25 protein-coding genes and 1 riboswitch are annotated in these 25,136 nt (G+C 31.4%); of the genes, 23 read left to right on the top strand and 2 right to left on the bottom strand.

Annotated elements, in window-relative coordinates; genetic code table 11:
* The first annotated feature begins 261 nt into the window (after positions 1-261).
* The 13 genes from N4A55_RS10895 (at position 262) to N4A55_RS10835 (ending at position 13,334) form a co-directional block, all read left to right on the top strand.
* On the top strand, positions 262-762 hold the full coding sequence (locus N4A55_RS10895) for a zinc ribbon domain-containing protein (RefSeq protein WP_293756149.1): 501 nt from the start codon (positions 262-264) through the stop codon (positions 760-762).
* On the top strand, positions 762-1,316 hold the full coding sequence (locus tag N4A55_RS10890; protein ID WP_293756147.1) for a phosphatase PAP2 family protein: 555 nt from the start codon (positions 762-764) through the stop codon (positions 1,314-1,316). Before N4A55_RS10895 ends, N4A55_RS10890 begins: the two co-directional genes overlap by 1 nt.
* 69 nt (positions 1,317-1,385) lie before the next feature.
* On the top strand, positions 1,386-3,464 hold the full coding sequence (locus N4A55_RS10885) for an aminopeptidase (protein WP_293756145.1): 2,079 nt from the start codon (positions 1,386-1,388) through the stop codon (positions 3,462-3,464).
* A gap of 62 nt (positions 3,465-3,526) precedes the next feature.
* Positions 3,527-4,186: a hypothetical protein gene (locus N4A55_RS10880; protein ID WP_293756143.1), complete on the top strand. Its 660-nt coding sequence runs from the start codon at positions 3,527-3,529 to the stop codon at positions 4,184-4,186.
* 202 nt (positions 4,187-4,388) lie between these two features.
* Positions 4,389-5,549 carry a 5-(carboxyamino)imidazole ribonucleotide synthase gene (locus tag N4A55_RS10875; protein WP_293756141.1) on the top strand — a complete coding sequence of 387 codons (1,161 nt, stop codon included), beginning with the start codon at positions 4,389-4,391 and terminating at the stop codon, positions 5,547-5,549.
* Between the two features lie 16 nt (positions 5,550-5,565).
* Positions 5,566-6,084 carry a 5-(carboxyamino)imidazole ribonucleotide mutase gene (purE, locus tag N4A55_RS10870; RefSeq protein ID WP_293756139.1) on the top strand — a complete coding sequence of 173 codons (519 nt, stop codon included), beginning with the start codon at positions 5,566-5,568 and terminating at the stop codon, positions 6,082-6,084.
* Positions 6,085-6,105: 21 nt separating this feature from the next.
* The gene (gene purC, locus N4A55_RS10865) at positions 6,106-6,819 is read left to right on the top strand and encodes a phosphoribosylaminoimidazolesuccinocarboxamide synthase (RefSeq protein WP_293756137.1); all 714 of its coding nucleotides are present in this window, start codon (positions 6,106-6,108) and stop codon (positions 6,817-6,819) included.
* Positions 6,820-7,082: 263 nt separating this feature from the next.
* Entirely contained in the window at positions 7,083-8,474 is a 1,392-nt protein-coding gene (gene purF, locus N4A55_RS10860) for an amidophosphoribosyltransferase (RefSeq protein WP_293756135.1), read from the top strand.
* 5 nt (positions 8,475-8,479) lie between these two features.
* Positions 8,480-9,499 (top strand): phosphoribosylformylglycinamidine cyclo-ligase, encoded by a 1,020-nt coding sequence (gene purM, locus N4A55_RS10855; RefSeq protein WP_334303782.1) that lies wholly within the window; start codon positions 8,480-8,482, stop codon positions 9,497-9,499.
* Positions 9,493-10,119 (top strand): phosphoribosylglycinamide formyltransferase, encoded by a 627-nt coding sequence (purN, locus tag N4A55_RS10850; RefSeq protein ID WP_293756131.1) that lies wholly within the window; start codon positions 9,493-9,495, stop codon positions 10,117-10,119. Before purM ends, purN begins: the two co-directional genes overlap by 7 nt.
* Before the next feature lie 22 nt (positions 10,120-10,141).
* Positions 10,142-11,401: a phosphoribosylamine--glycine ligase gene (purD, locus tag N4A55_RS10845; protein WP_293756129.1), complete on the top strand. Its 1,260-nt coding sequence runs from the start codon at positions 10,142-10,144 to the stop codon at positions 11,399-11,401.
* Between the two features lie 341 nt (positions 11,402-11,742).
* Positions 11,743-12,585: a DegV family protein gene (locus N4A55_RS10840; RefSeq protein ID WP_293756127.1), complete on the top strand. Its 843-nt coding sequence runs from the start codon at positions 11,743-11,745 to the stop codon at positions 12,583-12,585.
* Positions 12,586-12,620: 35 nt separating this feature from the next.
* On the top strand, positions 12,621-13,334 hold the full coding sequence (locus tag N4A55_RS10835) for a nuclease-related domain-containing protein (protein WP_293756125.1): 714 nt from the start codon (positions 12,621-12,623) through the stop codon (positions 13,332-13,334).
* An 80-nt stretch (positions 13,335-13,414) separates the two neighbouring features.
* On the opposite strand, the gene N4A55_RS10830 is transcribed toward N4A55_RS10835, so the two are convergent.
* The gene (locus N4A55_RS10830) at positions 13,415-14,692 is read right to left on the bottom strand and encodes a zinc dependent phospholipase C family protein (protein ID WP_293756123.1); all 1,278 of its coding nucleotides are present in this window, start codon (positions 14,690-14,692) and stop codon (positions 13,415-13,417) included.
* A 233-nt stretch (positions 14,693-14,925) separates the two neighbouring features.
* A riboswitch (TPP riboswitch) is annotated at positions 14,926-15,032 on the top strand.
* A gap of 32 nt (positions 15,033-15,064) precedes the next feature.
* Between N4A55_RS10830 and thiT the strand changes: the two genes are divergently transcribed.
* The 10 genes from thiT (at position 15,065) to radA (ending at position 24,285) form a co-directional block, all read left to right on the top strand.
* Entirely contained in the window at positions 15,065-15,736 is a 672-nt protein-coding gene (gene thiT, locus N4A55_RS10825; protein ID WP_293756121.1) for an energy-coupled thiamine transporter ThiT, read from the top strand.
* Between the two features lie 150 nt (positions 15,737-15,886).
* Positions 15,887-16,093 (top strand): hypothetical protein, encoded by a 207-nt coding sequence (locus N4A55_RS10820; protein WP_293756119.1) that lies wholly within the window; start codon positions 15,887-15,889, stop codon positions 16,091-16,093.
* A gap of 157 nt (positions 16,094-16,250) precedes the next feature.
* Entirely contained in the window at positions 16,251-16,943 is a 693-nt protein-coding gene (locus N4A55_RS10815; RefSeq protein WP_293756117.1) for a cytochrome c biogenesis CcdA family protein, read from the top strand.
* 79 nt (positions 16,944-17,022) lie between these two features.
* Positions 17,023-17,730 carry a TlpA disulfide reductase family protein gene (locus tag N4A55_RS10810; protein ID WP_293756115.1) on the top strand — a complete coding sequence of 236 codons (708 nt, stop codon included), beginning with the start codon at positions 17,023-17,025 and terminating at the stop codon, positions 17,728-17,730.
* Between the two features lie 146 nt (positions 17,731-17,876).
* A complete protein-coding gene (locus tag N4A55_RS10805; RefSeq protein WP_113674263.1) occupies positions 17,877-18,389 on the top strand; it encodes a UvrB/UvrC motif-containing protein in 513 nt (170 codons plus the stop codon).
* Positions 18,383-19,420, top strand: a complete 1,038-nt coding sequence (locus N4A55_RS10800; protein ID WP_293756112.1) for a protein arginine kinase — start codon at positions 18,383-18,385, stop codon at positions 19,418-19,420. Before N4A55_RS10805 ends, N4A55_RS10800 begins: the two co-directional genes overlap by 7 nt.
* Before the next feature lie 31 nt (positions 19,421-19,451).
* Positions 19,452-21,881: an ATP-dependent Clp protease ATP-binding subunit gene (locus N4A55_RS10795; protein WP_293756110.1), complete on the top strand. Its 2,430-nt coding sequence runs from the start codon at positions 19,452-19,454 to the stop codon at positions 21,879-21,881.
* Positions 21,882-22,068: 187 nt separating this feature from the next.
* Entirely contained in the window at positions 22,069-22,482 is a 414-nt protein-coding gene (locus N4A55_RS10790; protein ID WP_113674266.1) for an endosialidase, read from the top strand.
* Positions 22,483-22,604: 122 nt separating this feature from the next.
* Positions 22,605-22,727, top strand: a complete 123-nt coding sequence (locus tag N4A55_RS10785) for a hypothetical protein (RefSeq protein ID WP_293756107.1) — start codon at positions 22,605-22,607, stop codon at positions 22,725-22,727.
* Positions 22,728-22,926: 199 nt separating this feature from the next.
* Positions 22,927-24,285, top strand: coding sequence for a DNA repair protein RadA (radA, locus tag N4A55_RS10780; protein WP_293756105.1), 1,359 nt, complete (start codon positions 22,927-22,929; stop codon positions 24,283-24,285).
* Positions 24,286-24,563: 278 nt separating this feature from the next.
* Here the strand turns inward: radA and N4A55_RS10775 are convergent, their stop codons facing one another.
* Positions 24,564-24,974: a DUF1573 domain-containing protein gene (locus tag N4A55_RS10775; RefSeq protein ID WP_293756103.1), complete on the bottom strand. Its 411-nt coding sequence runs from the start codon at positions 24,972-24,974 to the stop codon at positions 24,564-24,566.
* Positions 24,975-25,136 lie beyond the last annotated feature (162 nt).

The raw sequence follows: 25,136 nt of genomic DNA, 5'->3' as shown, positions 1-25,136 counted from the left end.
AGAAGAGAATATAATAAAAAAAAGGGATTGGATAATATAAATATAGGAGTTGATAATACTACAAAATAAATACAAATTTGTACTATATAATGGTTGGAAAAATATGTGGATATAAGGTATAATATAAGAGTTAGCTGGTAAGGGGTTAACTCTTATATTTATGTTTAAAAATATTACTTGATTTACTAATTAGTTAATTTAATTAAGTGAAGGTATATTTTTAATCATTATATAAGAACACTAATATGAGGAGGATATTATATGAATAAAAATAGTATTGACAAAAATCATACAAGTAAGAAAAACATATTAAAAGTATTAGGACCATTATTACTTGGAATTGGCATAATATTTTTTGTTGTTTGTCTCGTGGATTTTTTTAGTTCCTTTAGTTCCATAGGTTCCATGAATTCTTTTGGATTTGGCAAAGAACCTCATACACCTACTAAATTTTGGTGTGGCTTTATTGGAATTCCATTGATGGGATTTGGTGGAGCTATGTGTAAATTTGCATTTATGGGTGAGGTAGCAAGATATTCTGCTGAAGAGATTTCACCAGTAGCGAAAGATACTATTAATTATATGGCTGACGGAACAAAAGATAGTATAAGAGAAGTAACTAAAGCAGTTAAAGAAGGACTTACATCATATACAGATGAAGGAAGTAACGAGAAGTATATAATATGCAGTAAATGTCAAACGAAAAATGATTATGATGCAAAATTCTGTAACAATTGTGGTAATAGCTTAAAAGAGGGGTGATGACAATATTTAATACAATAAATAAAATTGACCAAAATATTATACTATATATATCTGAACATCTAAGAACACCTGTACTGGACAGTATAATGGTATTCTTTTCACGTATTGGTAATGCTGGTTTGATTTGGATAGTCATATGTATATTGCTTGTAGCAAGTAAAAAATATAGAACTGTCGGTATAATAGCCACAACTGTATTAATTACTAATATTATCTTAGGTGAACTAATATTAAAAAATGCCATTGGTAGAATTAGACCATATGATGCACTAGGTTTAGATATTATCATTGATAAATTAAATAGTTTCTCAATGCCTTCAGGACATGCAATAAGCAGTTTTTCTGTAGCATTCATAGTTGTTTTTTTGGTAAAAGAGTGGAAAGTATATTTACCTATTCTTATTTTAGCTATAGTTATAACATTATCAAGGGTTTATTTATCAGTCCATTATCCAACAGATGTATTGCTCAGTATAATTATAGCTTTTATAGTGTCTTTTACAGCTACAAGAATTGCTAGAGCAAAAGGGCTGATCACAGACAAAAGTTAATACTATTTGATGATACAATATATAGATAATAATTAATATAGAAATATATAATTCAAAAGGAGTAAAATTATGTTTGATTATAAGGATTATTATAGAAAAGAAAATGAAACTATTTTAGATTCATACGAAAAATCTTTAGAAAAGATTAACTCTATTGTTAATTGTACAGAGAAAAAGGATGGTTATGGAAAATATTTTAATGAACTTAGCAGGTTCATAATTATGATGGCTGACCATGAAAAAGAATTAGATGAAGTATATTTTAAAAATAATACTTTTGAACAATTAAAAGTTTTTAATGAAGAAATGTACGAAGACTTGTTACATGATAATTATGATACATGTTATGGTAATCCAAGTTATGCTGTTTCACAATTTGGTAATGAAATTGGTAAGGCATTGTCATATCTATACACAAAAGTACATGAATATGTACAATTAGCTTATCAGCATAAGATTTTTATGATGTATAGGGTTAATAAGTTATTTATTCAATTCTATAATTACATTATGGATAATCAAGAGATTTCACATTGCAAATTAAATGAATTCATATTAGCTGATGCAAAAGAATATGTAGATCAAGAAGTTAAGCTATATTATGATGAAATGAGTAATCCTAATAAATCTTATCTTACTGATATGGTTAAAAAAGATGATTTAACTGACCTTAGATATTTATTTAAATATGGAAATTACATAGATTATAATGAAATTAAGATAGCAGAATATCTTAATGATATACCAAAAGAAAAGATTAAATACATGGCTGATATTATGTCAGAAGGTTATCGTATAGGATTTATAAATGATAACAAAGATATCACGATTAAATCAGCAGTAAGCTTAAGATATCAAATAGGTTTTGAACGTGTTATGAGAGAAGTAATAGCTAACTTTGAAAAATTGAATCTAAGACCTATCATTACTATAGAAACAATAACTACTATTGAATACAATTATGCTTTCACTAAGATGTATTCTACTATGCCTAATAAACAATATTTTTATGACCATAGATATGATTATGCATTATATCTTGATGAAGAGTATGCAAGACTTAAGCAGGATGCATGTGAAAAACATATAAATGAATTGGGTGCTAATTTACATGCTCAAGGTGGTCCTGCTGTTCTTGAAGGTTTTGGACAAAAGCCATTCTATCCAGAAACAAAAAAAGAGTGTGTTAAACTAGATGACGAACAAACAGTTCTTAATAAAAATCTTCAAATGAAAGCTAAACAGCTGCTTTGTAAATATTTATCAGGTGAAAATTATAGTTTTACTATGGTATCATATCCAGTACCTGAAATAGGAGACAAATTCCAAGAGATATTTGATTATACTATAAAAGTCAACACCCTTGATGTGAATGTATATGAAAAAATACAACAGAAACTAATAGATGCATTAGATAAGGGTGAATACGCTCACGTACAAGGAAAAGGCTCTAATAAAACAGATATAATGGTTAAATTACATGAGATAAAAAATCCAGAAAAAGAATCACTTTTCCACAATTGTTTAGCTGATGTTAACATTCCTCTAGGAGAAGTATATACATCACCAACTTTAATGGGTACTAATGGTACATTATTTGTCGAAGAAGTATTCCTTAATGGATTGAAATATAACAACCTAGAAATAACTTTCAAAGATGGATATGTTGACACATATACATGCACTAATTTTGATAATAGTGAAGAAAATAAAAAATACGTATATGAAAACTTGATTTTCCCTAACCAAACATTACCACTTGGAGAATTTGCTATTGGAACCAATACTACAGCATATGTAATGGCACATAAATATAATATTGATAACGTATTACCTATATTAATAACAGAAAAAACAGGTCCTCACTTTGCAATTGGGGATACTTGTTTTGCATGGGGTGAAGATACTCCTGTATATAATTCAGATGGAAAAGAAATAATTGCTAGGGATAATGAAAAATCAATACTTAGAAAGACAAATATTGATGAAGCATATACTGGTAAGCATACCGATATAACAATACCATATAGTGGACTTAAGTCAATTGATGTAATTACTAAAGATAATGAACGTATTGGATTAATAAAAGATGGTAGATTTGTTCTTGAAGGAACACAAGAATTAAATAAAGCCCTTGATGAAGCTTAAAATTATGATATAATAATCTTTATATATTATTTTGCAAATAGATAGAACAAGGTGATAAGCAGATGAAAAAATCAAACAAAGCAAAATTCAAGGAGTTAACAAGGAAAGAAAAAGTTGAATATATTTGGGAATATTACAAGATACATATCTTTGCTAGTATACTAGTTATGATTATTGTTGGAAGCTTTCTGAATATATGGGTTTTCAATCCACCACCAAAATCAGCAGTAAGTGTCAATTTTGTAGGCAGCAGTATTGTTTCAGATAACACAGAATCATTAGAAAAAGAATTAAACCCAATAATAGTAACTGAGGAAATGGGTAATAAAAAGGTGTTCTTCAATACCTTTGTTTATGGGATAGAAAACCCACAGATACAAATGGCAACACAAACTAAATTTGTAGCTAATATCTCAGCAAGAGAACTTGATGTATTAATTTTGGACAAAGAACAGTATAATTTTTTATTGCTTCAAGGGTCCATGATTCCTCTGGACAAAGTGTTTTCAGAAGATGAACTTAATAAGCTTACTGATAGACTAATAAAAGGTAAAAGTGAAGAGGATACCAATGAGCAGATTTATGGAATTAATGTAACTGATAATGAAAAAATCAAAACTGTTATGGTTGGAGATTCTGAAAAAATAATGGGTGTTGTAAGTAATACTCTCAAAATTGAAGAAAGTAAAAAAGTTATAAAATGGTTTTTAGATATGGAATAATAAATGTAAGAGACAAGAGTGTATACTTTTGTCTTTTTCTTTTGCTATTTTAGAATAGTTGGTTATAAAAAAATGGTGGAAGTGAATGTTTTTATTAAAAAACTAAAAAATGTTCGGATATCTATTGACTTATTTTAATTTTATTTGTAAAATGATTTTACAGCCTATTAAAAATGCAAATATGATTAAGGAGTTGTTCGTAATGAATAATCTTTCTAAAAAGATTGGGATTATTGGTGGAGGACAATTGGGCAAGATGATGATTTTAGATGCTAAAAGGTTGGGATTCTATGTTATAACATTAGACCCTTCAGAGTCTTGCCCATCACATAGTATATCTGATGAACATATATTGGCTTCTTTTGATGATGAGAAGGCAATACGAACAATGGCGGAAAAAGTTCACGTAATTACATATGAATTCGAACATATCAATGTAGATATTTTAAAGAAATTAGAAGATGAAGGGTATACAATCTACCCTACTGCAAAGAGCTTGGAAATAATTCAAAACAAATATAATCAAAAATACACACTTCTTAAAAATGATATAGCAGTTCCAGATTTTATGTTAATAAAGTCCACAGAAGATTTAATAAACGCAGGTCAAGAATTTGGTTATCCAATGATGTTAAAAACTTGTACAGGTGGTTACGATGGTAAAGGTAACTATGTTGTAGAAAATGAAAAATTAATAGAAGAATCCTATAGACAATTAGGTAACGGAACGATTCCTTTGATGGTAGAACGATTTGTTGACCTGAAAAAAGAAATATCTGTTCTTGCTTGTAGAGGGATAAATGGAGAAATAACAGTATATCCAGTAGGTGAAAATATTCATGTAGATAGTATATTAGATGAAACAAGAGTTCCAGCAGAGATTTCTAAGGAATGTACAGAAGAAGCAATGGAATTAGCCCATAGAGTAATGGAGATTTTTTCAGGCGTAGGTATGTTTTGTGTTGAAATGTTTGTTACTAAAGATGATAATATATTAATAAATGAAGTAGCACCAAGACCACATAATTCTGGTCATTATACTATTGAAGGATGTTTGACATCTCAATTCGAGCAACATATAAGAGCTATTTCAGGTTTACCCCTTGGAGATGTAAGCCTTAGATGTCCAACAGTAATGAGAAACCTTCTAGGTGAAGATGGTGAGTCAGGAATAGCATATTATGAAGGTTTAGATAAAGTCTATAATGATGGAATCGCAAAAGTTCATATCTATGGCAAAGAAGAAGTAAAACCTAAGAGAAAAATGGGTCATATTACAGTTTGTGCTGACACAATTGATGAGGCAGTAGAAAAAGCTGAAAAAGCTAAGAGAGGACTAAGAGTTATTAGTCAAAAAGGATAATGAGGAGGTTAATATTATGAAACCTATGGTTGGAATTATTATGGGCAGTGACTCTGATCTACCTGTTATGCAAGAAGCAGCTAAGATACTAGATGAATTTCACATATCTTATGAGTTAACTGTTGTATCAGCTCATAGAACTCCAGAAAGATTATTTGATTATGCAAAAAATGCCAAAGAAAAAGGACTAAAAGTAATTATTGCAGGAGCTGGAGGAGCGGCACATTTACCAGGTATGGTTGCATCACTTACTACACTTCCAGTTATTGGAGTACCTATTAAGACAAGAACATTGAATGGTATTGATTCGTTATATTCTATTGTTCAGATGCCACCGGGAATACCTGTAGCTACAGTAGCTATTAATGGAGCTAAAAATGCAGGAATATTAGCTTCATCAATAATAGGAATATTCGATGAGAATATAAGTCAGAAAGTTGGAGAATATAAAAATAATCTAAGAGAGACTGTAAAAGAAAAAGCTAATAAATTAGAAAAAATTAAGTATGGCAAATATTTAGAAAGTATGAATTAATTATAATAGGAGGATGATTAGATGAAAAAAACAGAATTATTATATGAAGGTAAAGCGAAAAAGGTATTTAAAACTGATGATGATAACATGTTAATAGTATCTTACAAAGATGATGCTACTGCATTTAATGGTGTTAAAAAAGGTTCAATACAGGATAAGGGAAGCATTAACAACAGAGTTTCTAATTACTTAATGGGATTACTCGAGAAAAAAGGTATACCAACTCATATTGTAGAAGAGATAAATGATCGTGAAACAGTAGTTAAAAAAGTAGAGATTGTACCTCTAGAGGTTATTGTTAGAAATATAGCAGCTGGAAGCTTAAGCAAGAGATTAGGACTTGAAGAAGGTACTAAGCTTGATAAAACAGTTCTTGAATATTGTTATAAGAAGGATGAACTTGGTGATCCTATGGTTAATGATTTTCATATCTATGCTCTTTCATTAGCTACTAAAGAAGAACTTGATAAGATTTCGGAGATGTCATTTAGAATTAATGAGATACTTTCAGAATATTTTGATTCGATTAATATAGAACTTATTGATTTTAAACTAGAATTTGGTAGAACTCCTGATGGAACAGTTATTTTAGCAGATGAGATTTCACCAGATACATGTCGTTACTGGGACAAGAATACAGGAGAAAAACTTGATAAAGACCGTTTTAGAAGAGACCTTGGTAATGTTGAGGGTGCGTATCAAGAAATATTAAAAAGAACTTTAGGGAATTCATAAATTATTAGTGATATACCGTAGATAATATATATACAAAACACCTCCAAATGTAAGTTGAAAAAATAAATTACTAGTAGCATGTAATTTATTTAGAACATTTAACTTACAATAATAATGAATTTATTTTATTACAATAAAATAAATAATTAAATATTTAAGAAAAACTAAGTTCGTTCTAATTAATATTTAAAAATCGGTTTATTTATATATATATTATCTACTAGGCTAGTGAAGTTATTCATAAATAGTGGAAGGGAGATATCATGTTTGATGATAAATTAAAGGAAGAATGCGGTGTGTTTGGAGTTTATAATAATAATGAATTCGATACTTCGAGATTAACTTATTATGGACTTTTTGCACTTCAACATAGAGGTCAGGAAAGTGCGGGAATAGCGGTTAATAATAAGGGGACTATCTTGTATAGAAAAGAAATGGGAATGGTATCAGAGATATTTGATGATGTAGTTCTTGACTATCTAAAAGGGCATTCGGCTATAGGTCATGTGAGATATTCAACAACTGGTGAGAGTTATGCAGAGAATGCACAGCCTTTAGTTATAAAGTACACAAAGGGGCATATGGCTATTGCCCATAATGGGAATATAACGAATGCTGGTAAGATAAAAAAAGAGTTGGAAGAACAAGGTACTATATTTCAAACAACGTCAGATACAGAAGTGATAGCGGCGTTATTATCACGTATTAGGATCAAATATAGTACGATTGAAGATGCATTGAGGGAAGTCATGACTATTATTAAGGGAGCTTATTCATTACTAATAATGACTCCTAATAAACTTATTGCTGCAAGAGACCCATTAGGAATGAGACCACTTGTTATTGGAAAGAAAGAAGATTCATATGTGTTTTCATCTGAATCCTGTGCTTTTGATTCTCTTGGTATAAAATTCATTAGGGATGTAGAACCAGGAGAGATGATTGTAGTTAATAATGAAGGAATAAAATCAATTCAAACAGAAGTTCCTAAGAAATCGGCTTCTTGTATATTTGAATATATATATTTTGCAAGACCAGATAGTATTATGGATGGAATTGAAGTGTATAGTGCCAGATACCAAGCGGGTATTGTATTAGCGAAGGAACATCCTGTAGAAGCAGATGTAGTAGTTGGTGTACCTGACTCTGGACTTGCTGCTGCTCATGGTTTTGCTCATGCTTTAGGAATTAAATATGTTGGTGGATTCATGAAAAATAGATATGTAGGAAGAACATTCATTCAGCCAAGCCAAGAGATGAGAGAATTAGGGGTACACATGAAATTAAATCCTATAAGAAGTCAGATTGAAGGCAAAAGAGTTGTAATGATAGATGATTCTCTTGTTAGAGGAACAACAAGTAAAAAGATTGTTAATCTATTAAAAGCGGCAGGAGCAAAGGAAGTTCACGTTCGTATTAGTTCACCTCCAGTTAAGCATTCTTGTTATTTTGGGATTGATACTCCTGAGAGGAAGAATCTAATTGCTGGTAATATGTCAATAGATGGAATAAAAGATTTGATCGGAGCAGATAGTTTAGGATATATAAGTAATGAAGGTTTGCTTAGTACATGTAAAGATGGAAAAAGAGATTATTGTATGGCATGCTTTAATGGTAAATACCCTATGGATGTTGATGATGAGGAGGAAAAATAATGGCAGTGGATTATAAAGCTTCTGGAGTAGACGTTGAAGCAGGATATAAAGCAGTAGAATTAATGAAAAAACATGTTAAAACCACTTTTACAGAAGGCGTTGTAACAGATCTTGGGGGATTCGGAGGGTTATTTTCATTAGCTAAACATAAAATGGAAGAACCAGTACTAGTATCAGGTACAGATGGTGTAGGAACTAAATTGAAAGTTGCATTTTTAACTGATAAGCATAACACTGTAGGAATAGACTTAGTAGCTATGTGTGTTAACGACATCATATGCTCTGGTGCTGAACCACTTTTCTTCTTGGATTATATAGCTTGTGGCAAGAATATACCAGAAAAGATAGCTGATATCGTAAGTGGTGTGGCTGAGGGCTGTAGACAATCTGGAGCGGCTCTTATTGGTGGAGAAACTGCTGAGATGCCAGGGTTTTATCCTGAAAATGAATATGATATGGCTGGGTTTGCTGTAGGTATCGTTGATAAGAGTAAGGTTATTGATGGTTCTAAGATCGAAGAGGGAGATGTACTTCTTGGTCTACCATCATCAGGGATACATAGTAACGGTTATTCTCTTGTCAGAAAACTTTTTGAACCTACTAAGGAGAAGTTGGAAGAATATGTAGAAGAATTAGGCTGTACTCTAGGAGAAGAGCTGATTAAGCCTACTAAGATATATGTAAAACAAATAAGGGAATTAAAAGATAGAGTAATAATAAAATCAATCAGTCATATTACTGGTGGAGGTTTTATTGAAAATATTCCTAGAGCTTTAAAAGATGGGTTCAGTGCTAAGATAAATAAAGGTACTTGGCCTGTTCATAACATATTTAACTTGATGGAGAAGTTAGGTGAAATGGAAGAAAGAAGCATCTATAATACTTTTAATATGGGTATTGGTATGGTTCTTATACTTAATAAAGATGAAGCAGGAAAAGCAATAGATATTTTGGAAGCTATAGGTGAAAAGGGTTATGTGATCGGTTCAGTTGAAAAAGGTGACGAAGGGGTAATTATATGCTAAGAATAGGAGTTCTTGTTTCTGGCGGGGGAACTAATTTACAGGCTATAATTGATAGAATTAGGGATGGTAGTATACCTGATACGGAAATAGTTTCTGTAGTAAGTAACAAAGAAAATGCATATGCTTTGGAAAGAATAAAAAAATATAATATTCAAGGTAAATGTATTAAACCAAGAGACTATGGGTCAAGACAAGAATTTTGTATTGCCCTTAGAGATTATTTTTTATCTCTAGATATTGATTTGATAGTTCTTGCAGGTTATCTAGTAGTCTTGTCAGAGGAATTTGTAAAAGCATTTCCGAATAAAATTATGAATATTCATCCTTCATTAATACCATCATTCTGTGGTGATGGGTACTATGGACTTAAAGTGCATCAGGGTGTAATTGATCGTGGGATTAAGGTAACAGGTGCTACAGTCCATTTTGTTGATGAAGGTACTGATACAGGTCCTATCATATTACAAAAAGCTGTTGATGTTAGATCGGATGATACACCAGAAATTCTACAGCGAAGAGTAATGGAAGAAGCTGAATGGGTAATTTATCCAGAAGCTATAAAATTATATGCGCAAGGTGAGATTAATGTACAAGGCAATAAGGTAATTATAGGTGAATAATATATAAGAAGGGATGGAATAGATGAATATACTTGTAATTGGTAGCGGCGGAAGAGAACATGCTATTATATGGAAATTATCTCAGAGTAAAAGAGTGGATAAAATCTATTGTGCACCTGGTAATGCAGGAATTTCAGAATTGGCGGAATGTGTAGATATTCCAGCAACAGACATCAAAGGGCTATTAGATTTTGCACTGAGCAATCCAGTAGATTTAACAGTAGTTGGTATGGATGACCCTCTTATGTTAGGAGTTGTAGATGCATTTGAAAACAAAGGACTTAAGATATTTGGTCCAAAACAAAATGCCGCTATTATAGAAGGAAGTAAAATATTTTCAAAAGACCTTATGAAAAAATATAATATTCCTACAGCAGGATATGTTGTTATAGATAATGTGGATTCTGCAAATGATTACATCAAAAAATGTGATTATCCAATAGTCATAAAAGCAGATGGACTTGCTCTTGGAAAAGGCGTATTGATATGTTCTACATATAAAGAGGCACAAGAAGCAGTGGATACAATCATGGTGGATAAGAAATTTGGGGATGCTGGAGATAAGATTGTCATAGAAGAATTCTTGACTGGACCAGAAGTATCTGTTTTATCTTTCTGTGATGGAGAGAATATTATTCCAATGGTTAGTGCTCAGGACCATAAGAGAGCTTTTGATGGAGATGAAGGCTTGAATACTGGTGGAATGGGAACTTTTTCACCAAGTAAATATTATACAGATGAAATACATAAAGAATGTGTGGAAACAATATATAAACCTTCATTGAAGGCTATGAAAAATGAAGGAAGACCTTTTACAGGGATAATGTTTTTTGGGTTGATGCTTACAGAGAAAGGACCTAAGTTATTAGAATATAATGCTAGATTCGGTGATCCTGAAGCACAAGTTGTATTACCTAGACTTCAAACAGATTTGTTGGATATATTTGAATACGCTATTGAAGGAAAATTGAATGAGATAGATGTAAAATGGGATGATAGAGCGGCTGTTTGTGTAATTTTGGCTTCTGGAGGTTATCCTGTAAAATATGAAAAAGGATATGAGATAAAAGGTCTACAAGCGCAGAAAGATAAAGATGATGTAATTGTTTTTCATTCAGGAACTAAAAAAGTTGATGATAAAATAATTACTAATGGTGGTAGAGTACTTGGATTGACAGCTATTGGTAGAGATATAGATGAAGCTAGAGATATTGCTTATAAGACAGTTGAAGAAGTTGATTTTACTAATAAACATTTTAGAAAAGATATAGGGATAAAATAGTTAATTTATATGTTGCGCTACTTGCTCGTTCTGAGACTCAACAAATAACAATGGACATCGAGTCCATTATTATTTCTGACAGTCCAGTAGGGCTGTCAGATTAAAGCTGGGTTCGGCGTTCTGCCTCACTACTCCACATATACTATTTTGCTGTCTAGGAACCATCAATATAATCACAAAACATTGTTTCTTCTAAGATTAAAATATTATAGGTTATTATTTTCATATATTCCAATACTAAAAAATGTAATTGGTTGTGTTAATTTATTACATATGATATAATTTTAATTAACATATTATATGGCATTGAAAACCACATAGACATTTGGAGGGAATCGCTTATGAAAAAAATAGCAATATTAACTGATTCTGCTTGTGATTTACCTGATAGTATCATTGAGAAATACAATATTAAATTGCTTCCATTAAGAATTATTTATCATGACCGTGAATATAGGGATCGTGTTGAGATCAAACCTAAGGAAGTATATGACAATATTGAGAAAGAGGTACCGAAAACATCGTTACCTGTACCAGAAGATATTCTATCTGCTTTTGATAGCTTGGCGGATGAAGGGTATACGGATGCTGTCGTCATAACAATCTCTTCTAATCTTAGTGGAACATTTAATCTAATTAAGCTGCTTGCTAAGGATTATGAACGACTCAATATAAAAGTATATGATTCCAAAACATTAGGTATATTTTTAGGATTTATAGTGAAAGAGGCAGCTGTGATTGCACATACTCAAAAAAATATGGAAGATGTCATTGATAGAGCAAAAGAGATTCGAGATAAATTGAAAGGTTGCTATGTGTTGAAAACACTGACTTATTTAAGAAAAGGCGGTAGAATTGGTAAAGTTGAAGGTACAGTCGGAGAGTTTTTCAATATAAAACCTATTATTGGGATTAATGATGAAGGCGTTTATTTTACTATTGCAAAAGTACGAGGTAGAAGAAAATCAATTAGTAAGATAAAATCTATGATAATGGAAGAATTCAAGGATAAAAAATATAATATAGCCATTATTCATGGTGGTGCAGAAGAAGAAGCCAAGCAATTATATAATAGTATTAAAAATATTGGTAATATAATTGAAGGTCATATCTCACAGATTAGTCCAGCGTTAGGGGTTCACACAGGACCAGGATTAATTGGTTATGTAGCATATGAAGTATAACTAGTCTCTTTTATTTCAAGAAAGGATTGAAAACAGTGGCGCAGATTGTAAACAAATCAAATCACCTGAGAAAAGAAATATTATTAGAATATCTCAAAATGATTATTTGTAGTATAGCTGTAATATTTTGTGTAGTATTAGCTTTTTATACATATGGATTTTCATTGATAGGAACACTTATATTATGTATTTATGTTAAAAAGATGAAAACTAATATTGATATAATAAAATCTGGACTCAAGGGAGAAAAAGAAGTATTAAACTTATTATCTGATTTACCAAAAAGATATAAAGTGATTTCAGATATATTAATACAAGGTAAGAACACATCAAGTCAACTTGATTATGTAATTGTAGGTTCTAATGGAGTATTTATTGTAGAGGCTAAGAATATTAAAGGGACAATAATTGGTAATGGGAATTCCAAATATCTTACTCAGGTTAAAATTGGAAAAGGTGGTAAAGAATACAGGAGAGAATTATACAATCCTACTTTGCAGGTAAAAGGACATGTAATAGGTCTAACCAAACTTCTTAAAAGAAACAATATGCAATATGATGTTCATGGATTAGTTTATTTCTCCAACGAGGAATCTAAAATACAATTCAAGTCAAACAATATAGTAGTATTATCTAAGAATAAGGATGACTTACTTAAATATATTAAAGCTTATAAGAATAATGGGGTTAAAATAACTCCAAATGAGCAAATAAAAATTACTAAACTGCTTAAGAGTCAAGTTATGTAATATAGAGTATTAATTAAGGGGCTTATTTATATAAAGCCCCTTATATTATGAAATCATATTAAATATATGAATGATTCTACCTATTTAGGTTCAGTATCTAATTCCATATTACTCCAATCAATGCTTGTTTTCCAAGTAGAATTATCTTCATCAATCCAAGTATTGATATTATTATTATAAGCTGTATGACCATTGATGTTGATATCTAAACTCTCAACATACCAGTCACCACCTATACCACCATATCTTTCAACTTTTCTAAGATAAATATTGGCTACATCTTTAGGATGAATATCAGTACCATTATAAAGATAATATTCGTCTTTATCATCAGCTTCAAAATCATTGTAACCATCTTTGGCTAATAACCATTCCTTTGTTCTTCCATCTTGAGTTTGTATACCAAAGTATACATCATCATCAGTACCTGCCCATTCGTTATGAAGAAAGCCTCTTTTTTCTGTGCCTGTATGAACTGTAACAGTTAGTGAGCTGATAGGGTTATTGTCAACACCTACATCAAGATTCCAACGATCGCTAAATCCGCTATAATCACCTTGTTCTGCTTTAGTTAATAAATCTACTGCATGGTTTAGGGCACTTGAGAAAGAATTATCCAATCTTTCCTTTCTATTATTCTCTGAAAGAAAATCCATAGCTTCATCATATTCTTTATAAGTATAACCTATACCTGTTTTAAGACCTGTAAGAAGTGTATAACACCAAGTCTTTTCTTCAGTGCTTGAAGGAGATGAGCCATAAATATTTTGTGCAGTTTCATTGAAAGCATCAAAAGGAATGTCTGATACAGCACTAAAACAATCAGATATACCATCAGAATAATCAGATATATCAAAGCCACCTTTGTTAACCCACAAGTATGATTCAGCTGCTGACTCTAGACTAATATGTAATTCACGCCCAGCTGGATTATTAAAATAGATTCCAGCTTCAGGATCTACAAATATTCCATGACATGCATAATCTCCAGTTACATGAGTAATCCATCCTGCTACATATGCTATTCTTTTCTTATCATTAGATTCTATAGCATCTTTTAGTTGTTTCATAGCAAAACTTCCAACTTTAAAATAATGAAAACGGTCTGACCAAGGTGAATATCCAAGAGTTTGTCTTGGTTGTATTAATGGGAGGTCAGGACCATTTGCACCCCAAGTTGCTATTAGTGGATATTCTTCCAAAGCACTTCTGATTATACTGTTTTCAGGTAAGTTTTTTGTAGTCTCTTTCATTAGAATGTAATGTGAAGCAGGTTGATAAGCAAACACATTTTTTGGGAAAAGCATAAGTAATAATACCAATGCTAAACAACTAGTAAAAATCTTTCTTATTTTCATAATAATCCTCCTTTGTTTATTAAATGCAGAATATAGTATACAATAATAGAGGTAAAAAAAATGTTGAAATAAGGACTTAGTCATATAGAAATATTTGACATAGAGTTACAGGAATCTACAAATTACTAACGTTATAGATATAAAAATATATAATTCTAAAAAATATTTTGTAGAATAGTTATAAATAGCACCTTGACAAAATTACAAAACTAGAGTACATTATGTGTGAAATAAATATTAGCTAGGGGAGCCAGTTGGCTGAGAAAGTACAAATAGAAATTACTGACCCTTATAACCTGATACGGATAATGCCGTCGAAGGGAAGCATTGCTTTCAGTCAATGATCTTCCTAACTATGAGGAGGATTTTATTATGTTTCAAGAATTTCAAAATGCAATCTCAAGTGGAGAACTGCAAAATATTATTACTTCAACTTTAGGACAAATTATAATTGTAGTAGTTGCATTACTTCTATTGACAATCGTCGTATCAGTGGGTAGTAAATCAAAAACCATGAAAACAAAAGAACTAGTCTATTCAGCTATTGCAATAGCTATTGCTATCGTATTATCGCAGATAAAAATATTTAGACTACCACAAGGCGGTTCAATAACTCCATTCAGTATGTTGTTCATAGTACTGATCGGATATTGGTTTGGTACAACTCAGGGTGTAATCTGTGGTATTACATATGGATTATTACAGCTGATAATTGACCCGTGGGTAGTTCATCCTGCTCAATTATTATTGGATTATCCAATAGCTTTTGGAGCACTTGGCTTATCAGGATTATTCAGGAGATCACAAAACGGTTTGATGAAAGGCTTATTCATCGGTGCATTCGGTAGGTTTATCTGCCACTTCTTGACAGGAGTAATATTCTTTACTAGTTATGCAGCAAAAGTTAATATGGACCCAACATTATATTCAATGGCTTACAATATTTCTTATATTGCTGTTGAAGTGTTCTTAACAGTAATACTATTATTCTTACCACCAGTAGATGACGCAATAAAGCAATTAAAAAGATCTGCAATTTCATAGAACAAGTTTAGGATAATAATATCATAATGACATACACTAAGTAGAGATAGGGAACTATCTCTATTTTTTATTGTTTCTTATAAGAAGTTTCTCAACTTCTAAAATATCAAATAGAGATTCAATACAACAATAATAAGAAAGGAACTAATTATGAAACAGATAAATTCTAAGGATAATGAAAACAGAACAAATGAATCAGGTAGTATAAGCGAAAATTTTGGCCATCCTTATATGGGTAACTTAACCTCTCACGAGATTGGTATGATGGCTAAATCGGGAGCGCTAGACAACGAAATGTTCAAGAGAATGATTTCTAATATCCAACAAGACACAGAAGATGGTCCAACATTACCTTAATAAGCAGGGGTTGTTATAAAACAGCCCCTATAATTTATTTACTGATATGTTAACAATGTATGAATTTATTAATTTTAATATAGTAATATAATGATATTAATGATAATATATATCAAAAGAAGTATAATAAGCATTTTTGAAGTTTGGAGGAAGGCATATGGGAAATGAAGTAACTTTTTGGGTAGCGATATTTAATGGATTTCTATCTTTTTTTACTCCTTGTGTATTACCATTATTACCATTGTATTTTAGTTACCTTGCTGGAACAACAATTACAGACCTAGAGAAAAATAAGAATATTAGAAGAATAATGATAATAAATTCTATAGCATTCGTGTTAGGTCTTTCAATACTTAATATAACTCTTGGATTTGGAGCCAAAGTTATTAATAATACTCTTATAACATATCAAGATTATATCAGAAAAGCAGGAGGAATATTAATAATCATATTTGGACTTTATTTCATAGGAGTGTTCAAAATAAAGCTGTTTAACAAAGAGAAGAAATATCAGTATAAGAATTACAGTCCTAGTTTTATTAAGTCACTATTACTTGGAATCACATTCAGTTTTGGCTGGACACCATGTAATGGACTTATAATTGGAACAATCCTTTTTTTAGCCAGTTTTGAAAAAAATTATCTAAAGGCAGGAGGAATGATGCTGGTATATTCCATTGGATTCGCCATACCATTTTTGATATCAGCTCTATTATTGGGTAAGTTCATCAATAACTACAAAAAGATCTATAAGTATTTTGATAAGATAAAATTGGTTGCCGGAGTATTGATGATTATAATGGGAATAATGTTATACACTAATACCTTATCACTATTAGTTGTGAAATAAAATGTATAACTGATGTAATAAAGTAAAGAATTATAATGAAATAAAAAGTAGAAAATTATAATAAAATGAGGTGATTACAATGAAATTCAATAAGAAGTTTAATACTATACTTATCTTAGTGATGATACTTATTCTAATAACTGGATGTAAGTCAGAAAAAGATAATATTGATGACAATGACGCTAATAATATTGAATCTGAACTGGATAAAGAAAATGACTCAGATAATAATGTAGTAGACGATGATGATAAAGATGGAGAAATGGCAGTTGGAGATAAAGAAACAGGTGAAGATGATAAAGACATGGTTGAGGAGCAGGTACCAGAGGGTGATAAAGAAACTGGAGATGATAATGAAGATAAGGAAACAATTGCAGCACCTGACTTTACATTAAGTGATGGAAAAGGTAATAGCTATACACTATCAGACTATAAAGGAAAATTAGTGTTTGTTAACTTCTTTACTACTTGGTGTGGCTACTGTAAAGATGAAATGCCTGATTTTCAAAAGATACATGAAAAATACAAAGATGATGATGTTGCCATAATAGCAGTTGATGTACAACATGATGCAAGTGAAAAGCCGATTGATGAAGTAATTGAGTGGGCTGAAGATTTAGGTATAACATTTCCTGTAGTATTTGATGAAGACGGGACTGCTACCGATAATTATTATATCAATGGTTATCCAACTACCTATGTGATTAGTAAAGAAGGAGTTGTAATTGGTTACGTAAATGCCATGGATGAACAAGATATGGAAAAATTGATAAGTATGTATAGATAGATATAAATAGAAATTGATATAAAAAATATGTCCTATTTTTCAATCATTATGATATAATATTATATGTATTTGGTACTGGTAAATTATGTATTTTATCAGTGGATATGCTTATAATCGAATTTTATTTTGATAAAGAGGGAATTAAAATGTTATGTGAAAGATGTCATAAAGAGCCTGCAACTGTATACTTGAATAAAATAATCAACGGAAAAAAACAAGAAATACATTTGTGCAGTAAATGTGCAATGGAGGTAAAAGAACTATATCCTCAGAATGATATATCTTTTGAAAGCTTTCTTAGTAGTCTTTTGGATATCAATAAAAACATTAATGTCAAAAGCTATAACAAAGAAGACGTCATCAGATGTGAAAAATGTGGTATGACATATAACGAATTCAAGAAAAAAGGAAAATTTGGATGTAGTCATTGCTATAAATCATTTTCCAGTTTGCTTAGCCCTGTTATAAAAAGAGTTCATGGAAGTAATATACATGTAGGTAAAATACCAAAAAGAACAGGTGGAAAGATAAAATTAAGGAAACAAATACAATCTTTGGAAAATAAGTTGAGAGAAGCTGTTGTAAAAGAAGAATATGAAGATGCCGCTAAGTTTCGAGATGCCATAAGAGCATTGAAGAAGGAGGGTGGCATATGCTAAAATGGTTTGAAAAAAGCTCTGGTAGTGATGATGTAGTAATATCCAGTAGAGTAAGGTTAGCCAGGAATATAGAAGAGTATAATTTTCCTAGTAGACTATCAAAAGAAGATGCAGGAAGAATTATTGATGATGTAAAAAAAGCCGTATTAAATGCCCATGAAGATAATAGCTATTTCCATTCTATAGATATGAATAAGATATCATCACTAGAAAAGGTAGCTATGGTTGAACGTCATGTAATCAGTCCTAATTTTGTACAGGCATTGGTACCTACGGGTCTTATATTGTCAGAAGATGAAAGTATAAGCATCATGATTAATGAAGAAGACCACCTTCGTATTCAATCCATAACCAATGGGCTTAACTTAAAAGAAGCATTACAGAATGCATATAGAATAGATGACTTATTAGAAGAAAAGATAAATTATGCATACGATGAAAATATTGGCTATCTGACATCTTGTCCTACAAATGTTGGAACAGGACTAAGAGCATCATATATGATACATGTACCAGCCCTTGAAACTACTGGTAAGCTGCAATTTATTTTGGATGCCATAGGGAAATTTGGTATAACTGTAAGAGGTATATATGGTGAGGGTTCCAAAGCAAGAGGAAGTGTATTTCAGATATCCAACCAGATTACATTAGGTCACTCTGAACAAGAAATCATTGATAACCTAACTAGCCTGACAAAACAGATTGTAGAACAAGAACGAGCCCTTAGAAATAAATTATTAAGCGAAAGAAGATTACAATTTGAAGATGCTGTATTTCGTTCATATGGTATTCTAGCACATGCAAGAATAATTACATCCAAGGAAGCTATGACCTTATTATCTGATATAAAACTTGGATATGAACTGGGAATATTGAAGTCTGATATTAAAAATCCTATAAATATTTATGGACTAATGACTTGTATCCAACCAGCCAATCTTCAAAAAAAGATAAACAAAGAGTTAAGAATAGATGAAAGAGACATTGAAAGAGCAACTTATATAAGAAATAATTTGCCAAAGATAATATAAATTATTTATAAGAAAGGATTTGAGTTAACTTATGATGGGTAGATTTACTGGACGTGCTCAAGAAGCTATAAGTTTATCTAGACAAATAGCTAAAGAATTAGGTCATGGTTATGTTGGAACAGAGCACATCCTCTTGGGTCTAATAAAAGAAGGTAAGGGAGTTGCCGGCAAGATACTAAACAGTCAAGGTATAACAGAAGACGTTATATTAGAAAAAATAAGAAAAATTGGGATTATAGGTAATGTTTCAACTGCTGATGTAGAGGACTTTACACCTAGAGCCAAAAGGGTTCTTGAATCAAGTCTTCGTGAAGCTGTTAATATGAAGACCACTATGATAGGGACCGAACATATTTTATTAGCATTATTAAAAGAAACAGATTGTATTGCAGTAAAACTAATCAGTAGTTCAGGTGTGACAGTACAAAAATTATATCAACTAATTTTAAAAAATCTTGGAGAATCACCAGCAGGTAAAGACGCTAATGCCTCACAGTCTAATAAAAAGTCTACTACACCAGTATTAGACCAATTTAGCAGAGACTTGACTAATATGTCCAAAGAAGGTGAATTTGATCCAATAATAGGACGAGATAGAGAAATTGAGAGAGTTATACAGATATTAAGTAGAAGAACCAAAAACAACCCTTGTCTAATAGGGGAGCCTGGTGTTGGTAAAACTGCTATAGCAGAAGGACTGGCACAGAAAATTTCTAACGGTAATATACCAGAGACATTGAAAGATAAGAGAGTCGTTGCTCTTGATTTATCATCAATGGTAGCTGGTTCAAAATATAGAGGAGAATTTGAAGATAGAATCAAAAAGGCCTTAAAAGAGATAAAAGAAGCAGGAAATGTTTTACTATTCATTGATGAGATTCATACAATAGTTGGTGCAGGAGCAGCTGAAGGAGCTATTGATGCATCAAATATATTAAAGCCTTCTCTAGCCAGAGGAGAAATACAGCTTATAGGAGCTACTACTCTTGATGAATATAGAAAATATATAGAAAAAGACTCTGCCTTAGAGAGAAGATTCCAACCTGTTAGAATTGAAGAACCTTCAGAAGATGAATCTATCGATATACTTAGAGGATTAAAAGATATGTATGAAGCACATCATAAAGTTCATATAAAAGATGAAGCTGTAATCGCTGCGGTCAAATTATCTAATCGTTATATTACAGACCGTTACTTACCGGATAAAGCTATAGACTTGATAGATGAAGCTGCTTCAAAAGTAAGACTAAGTACTTTTACAGCACCGCCTAATATAAAAGATTTGGAAAGAGAATTAGAAGAACTTGAAAAAGATAAGGAAATAGCGATTAAGACAGAAGAATACGAAAAAGCAGGAGTCATCAAAAGAAAGCAAAATGAAATAAAAGAAAAACTGAATGCTTCCAAACTAGAATGGGAATCCAAGAATTCTATGGCTAATCAAATAGTAGATGAAGAAGAAATTGCTGATATAGTTTCAAGTTGGACAGGTATACCAGTCAAGAAGCTCACAGAAGAAGAAGGAGAAAGACTTAAGAATCTTGAGGAATACCTTCATAAAAGAGTTGTGGGACAAGATGAAGCAGTTACAGCTATATCAAAAGCCATTAGACGTGGAAGAGTAGGGCTAAAAGATCCAAAAAGACCTATAGGATCATTCTTGTTCTTAGGTCCAACAGGTGTAGGTAAAACTGAGCTTACAAAAGCTTTAGCAGAAGCATTATTTGGAGATGAAAGTGCTCTAATAAGGGTTGACATGTCTGAATACATGGAAAAACACAGTGTTTCCAAATTGATTGGATCGCCTCCAGGATATGTAGGTTATGATGAAGGTGGTCAAGTAAGCGAGAAAATAAGAAGAAAACCATATTCAGTAATATTATTTGATGAAGTAGAAAAGGCTCATCCAGAAGTATTTAATATATTATTACAAGTCTTAGATGATGGACATATAACAGATTCACAGGGAAGAAAAATTGATTTCAAGAATACCGTTATCATAATGACCTCCAACGTTGGCGCAAGAAATATAGTTGCACCTATAAAATTAGGGTTCATTTCAGAAGTAGATGAAAAGAAAAATTATGAGAACATGCGTAAAAACGTTATGGATGAAGTTAAAAGACTATTTAGACCAGAATTCCTTAATAGAATAGATGAACTAATAGTTTTCCATTCCTTGACAAAAGAGAATATCCGTGAAATAGTAGGTATCATGATTAATCAAGTTGCCGTAAGACTTACCAAAAATGTTGGTATTGAACTAGAAGTAACAGATAGTGCAAAAGATTATTTAGCAAAAGAAGGATTTGATGAAGCTTATGGTGCAAGACCTCTAAGAAGGGCTATTCAGTCAAAAGTGGAAGACAAATTAGCAGAAGAACTATTAGACAACAAAGTTAAATATGGGGATAAAGTCACTGTAGATATAAAAGACGATGAATTAGTATTCAAAGTTTAAAATAATTACCATGTTAATTTTGTTAGTGCTATGTTATAATATATAAATGCAAAATAGCTGAATATTATTAGTAATATATGTTAATCTAGGGATAAATAGGGAAAAATAAAATTTTCTCTAGTATTTAAGGATAAAATATTATATAATGTAGGTATTCAACTTTTTACGACAATATAGGAGGGTAAAGATGGCTGGTATTCAAGAAATAATCAGGGTAGAAGATGATAATACACTTAGTTTTGGAAATCATCTAATGGATGAAAAGAAAAAGGTAATTAATTTCGAAGTTGATGGACATATATATAAAGTGAAAACTTATGATGAAATAACAAGATTAGAAAAAAATGGAAGACTTCTTTTCGAATCAGTGCCAGGAACAACAGTTCATAATTTTTCTGTTAGTGATAAAATAATAGATTTTAAAGTTGAAGGAACAGAAGATGCACAGATTACTTTGGAATTAGAAGCAGACCAAGAATATAGAATTTATATTAACCAAGTACAAGTTGGCAAGATGAAATCCAACTTAGCTGGAAAAGTAAGTTTTAGTGTTGATTTTTCTAGTTGTGAAATGCAAAGCGTAACAATAAAAAAAGCATAAAAATCTAGGACAGCTTAAGGGCTGTCCTTTGTTATGGAAAAAAATAAAATGTGAAATTGGCATATCCTTGTAAAAATAATTGTTTTATGATATTATTTTTTTGTGCAAATGAGGAGGATTATATGAATTACTTTATAGCTTTTTTGACAGCTTTTTTAATCGTGTATCTATTAATTCCACAGCTAAAGAAATTCGCAATAAAAATAGATTTTGTTGATATTTTTATGGTTTTACAAATCCAATAACCCATGAATATGTTTTACTGCCTGTGATACTACAGTTTATATTAACTGTCACATGGATATTTGAGATATAATAAGCACAGACTTTTATCAGCTGGATTGAATCAAAAACAATTAGTTACATTTCTATGTTTAGTTAATTTTTGCATGGGATTGATATCAATAATTCTATTATTGTTGAAAGTTTAATAGGGAGGACGTTATGGCAAAGCAGAAAAGTGTATTTGTATGTCAAGAATGTGGTAATGAGTCAGCAAAGTGGATGGGACAATGTCCAGCATGTAAACAGTGGAACACATTTGTTGAAGAAGTCAAGATAAAAACAAAGAATGTGCATACCAATAATGATATAGATATAAAGAATAAGCCTAAAAAGCTTTCATGTATAGAAATGAACGAAGAAGAAAGGGTATCAACCAAGATTAGTGAATTAGACCGTGTACTGGGCGGAGGAATAGTAAAAGGTTCATTGACTTTGGTTGGCGGTGACCCAGGAATAGGAAAATCAACATTGTTATTACAAATGTGTCAATATCTCTGCGGACAAGATATAGACGTCTTATACATATCAGGAGAAGAATCCCTGCAACAAATAAAAATGAGGGCAGAAAGATTAGAAGTTAATGGAGAAAGACTGACTCTATACACTGAAACCAATCTCTCATTATGTATCAAAGCTATCAAGGAATTACAACCAAGGGTAGTCATAGTTGATTCCATCCAGACCATCTTCTGTGATGACATAACATCAGCCGCTGGAAGCGTAAGTCAAGTCAGAGAAGTTACATCCTCATTAATGAAAGTTGCCAAAGGACTTGGAGTTTCAACATTCATTGTTGGACATGTAACTAAAGAAGGTGCAATAGCTGGACCTCGTGTACTGGAACATATGGTGGATACAGTATTATACTTTGAAGGGGTTAGAAGTGCATCTTACAGAGTGCTTCGAGCTGTCAAAAACAGATTCGGCTCAACTAATGAAATAGGTGTATTTGAAATGAGAGATAAAGGATTAGAAGAAGTCCCCAATCCATCAGAATATATGCTAACAGGCAGACCACTTAACAGCCCCGGTTCCATAGTAACCTGCTGTATGGAAGGAACCAGACCCATGTTAGTTGAAGTACAAGCATTAATGAGTCCTACTAATTTTGGTATGCCAAGAAGAACCGCAACTGGAACAGACTATAACAGAGTAGTACTCCTTATGGCAGTTCTAGAAAAAAAGATAGGTATGCAGTTAGCAAGTTACGACAGCTACGTCAACATAGCAGGTGGATTAAAAATAACAGAACCCAGCCTTGACCTAGGAATCGTATGCGCCATAGCATCAAGCTTCAAAAATATCCCAGTAGACTCTAAAACAGTCATCATGGGAGAAGTTGGACTTACCGGAGAAGTAAGAGGGATAACAATGGCAGAAAAAAGAATAATAGAATCCAAAAAACTAGGATTCAAAAAATGCATAATCTCAAAAGCAAATATCAAAAACCTTAATATAGACGGCATAGAAATCCTAGGAGTCGAAAATGTATCCCAAGCACTAAACTACATATTCTAATATTAATGTAATATAGAAATTATATATAATCAGAAATTTATATTAGATTAAAGTAAAAGTGAACTTTAAATCCAATTTTATTATAATCTGTAATACCCAAAAGTCAGTCTAATCAGAAGAAAAAATGTTTTGTAACAACTACCAATAACCTAAAAAGCAAAATAGTATATGTATATGTGGAGTAGTGAGGCATATACATATACTATTTTGCAAAAGCCAAGTCAGAACAAAACATTTTTTCTGACTCACTTCCACATTCAATAATCAATCAACCAACCCTATTCAATATTAAACTTCCCAAGCAAATTAACTTTATTCATTTCCTGCAACAATATATCATTAAGATTAAGGTCAAAAGAATTACTTATACAAGCCAAATGATAAAGACAACTCCCAATATCATTTTCTATTCTATTCCTACATCCTTCACACAAAGTACCTGTGATATGGTGAGGATCAAGAATTTTGATCATATCCAAATTAATATCATCATTATAAGAATAGAGCTTATTATTAGCATTAATCTCAATGCACCCACAATAGGTACAAGCTCTGATAATATTTTTATTAAGCTTAGCAGCCACTTCTTGTAATTTTGCTAATTGGTCAAGTATGTTTTTATTAAAATAATCGTTTTCTTTAACTGTACACTGAAATTTCTCTGTTATTGTATGATTTAGATTAGACACAAGATCACCCCGTTTAACATTATAATAATATATTACCATATATTTACAATATATAAAAGAGCTTATTTATAAAATTTTGAGAAAATTAAAAGAGAATTCTATCCTTACACCATAAATGTCTAAAAATGACAAAATATCGGTTTCTGAATAGAATTCTATTAT

The sequence above is a fragment of the Vallitalea sp. genome, from assembly GCF_025211055.1.
Classification (GTDB): Bacteria; Bacillota; Clostridia; order Lachnospirales; family Vallitaleaceae; genus Vallitalea.
Note: the sequence above shows the minus strand (reverse complement) of the source record. Positions and strands in the feature narration are given on the sequence as shown.

What these genes read in the sequence shown, in the direction of transcription:
- N4A55_RS10880 (WP_293756143.1), top strand. Translation starts at nt 3,527, where the DNA reads ATGAAAAAATCAAACAAAGCAAAATTCAAGGAGTTAACAAGGAAAGAA.
- N4A55_RS10885 (WP_293756145.1), top strand. Translation starts at nt 1,386, where the DNA reads ATGTTTGATTATAAGGATTATTATAGAAAAGAAAATGAAACTATTTTA.
- purE (WP_293756139.1), top strand. Translation starts at nt 5,566, where the DNA reads ATGAAACCTATGGTTGGAATTATTATGGGCAGTGACTCTGATCTACCT.
- purN (WP_293756131.1), top strand. Translation starts at nt 9,493, where the DNA reads ATGCTAAGAATAGGAGTTCTTGTTTCTGGCGGGGGAACTAATTTACAG.
- purC (WP_293756137.1), top strand. Translation starts at nt 6,106, where the DNA reads ATGAAAAAAACAGAATTATTATATGAAGGTAAAGCGAAAAAGGTATTT.
- N4A55_RS10830 (WP_293756123.1), bottom strand. Translation starts at nt 14,692, where the DNA reads ATGAAAATAAGAAAGATTTTTACTAGTTGTTTAGCATTGGTATTATTA.
- purD (WP_293756129.1), top strand. Translation starts at nt 10,142, where the DNA reads ATGAATATACTTGTAATTGGTAGCGGCGGAAGAGAACATGCTATTATA.
- N4A55_RS10785 (WP_293756107.1), top strand. Translation starts at nt 22,605, where the DNA reads ATGAATTACTTTATAGCTTTTTTGACAGCTTTTTTAATCGTGTATCTA.
- N4A55_RS10895 (WP_293756149.1), top strand. Translation starts at nt 262, where the DNA reads ATGAATAAAAATAGTATTGACAAAAATCATACAAGTAAGAAAAACATA.
- radA (WP_293756105.1), top strand. Translation starts at nt 22,927, where the DNA reads ATGGCAAAGCAGAAAAGTGTATTTGTATGTCAAGAATGTGGTAATGAG.
- N4A55_RS10840 (WP_293756127.1), top strand. Translation starts at nt 11,743, where the DNA reads ATGAAAAAAATAGCAATATTAACTGATTCTGCTTGTGATTTACCTGAT.
- thiT (WP_293756121.1), top strand. Translation starts at nt 15,065, where the DNA reads ATGTTTCAAGAATTTCAAAATGCAATCTCAAGTGGAGAACTGCAAAAT.
- N4A55_RS10815 (WP_293756117.1), top strand. Translation starts at nt 16,251, where the DNA reads ATGGGAAATGAAGTAACTTTTTGGGTAGCGATATTTAATGGATTTCTA.
- N4A55_RS10790 (WP_113674266.1), top strand. Translation starts at nt 22,069, where the DNA reads ATGGCTGGTATTCAAGAAATAATCAGGGTAGAAGATGATAATACACTT.
- N4A55_RS10875 (WP_293756141.1), top strand. Translation starts at nt 4,389, where the DNA reads ATGAATAATCTTTCTAAAAAGATTGGGATTATTGGTGGAGGACAATTG.
- N4A55_RS10820 (WP_293756119.1), top strand. Translation starts at nt 15,887, where the DNA reads ATGAAACAGATAAATTCTAAGGATAATGAAAACAGAACAAATGAATCA.
- N4A55_RS10800 (WP_293756112.1), top strand. Translation starts at nt 18,383, where the DNA reads ATGCTAAAATGGTTTGAAAAAAGCTCTGGTAGTGATGATGTAGTAATA.
- N4A55_RS10810 (WP_293756115.1), top strand. Translation starts at nt 17,023, where the DNA reads ATGAAATTCAATAAGAAGTTTAATACTATACTTATCTTAGTGATGATA.
- purF (WP_293756135.1), top strand. Translation starts at nt 7,083, where the DNA reads ATGTTTGATGATAAATTAAAGGAAGAATGCGGTGTGTTTGGAGTTTAT.
- N4A55_RS10890 (WP_293756147.1), top strand. Translation starts at nt 762, where the DNA reads ATGACAATATTTAATACAATAAATAAAATTGACCAAAATATTATACTA.
- N4A55_RS10805 (WP_113674263.1), top strand. Translation starts at nt 17,877, where the DNA reads ATGTTATGTGAAAGATGTCATAAAGAGCCTGCAACTGTATACTTGAAT.
- N4A55_RS10795 (WP_293756110.1), top strand. Translation starts at nt 19,452, where the DNA reads ATGATGGGTAGATTTACTGGACGTGCTCAAGAAGCTATAAGTTTATCT.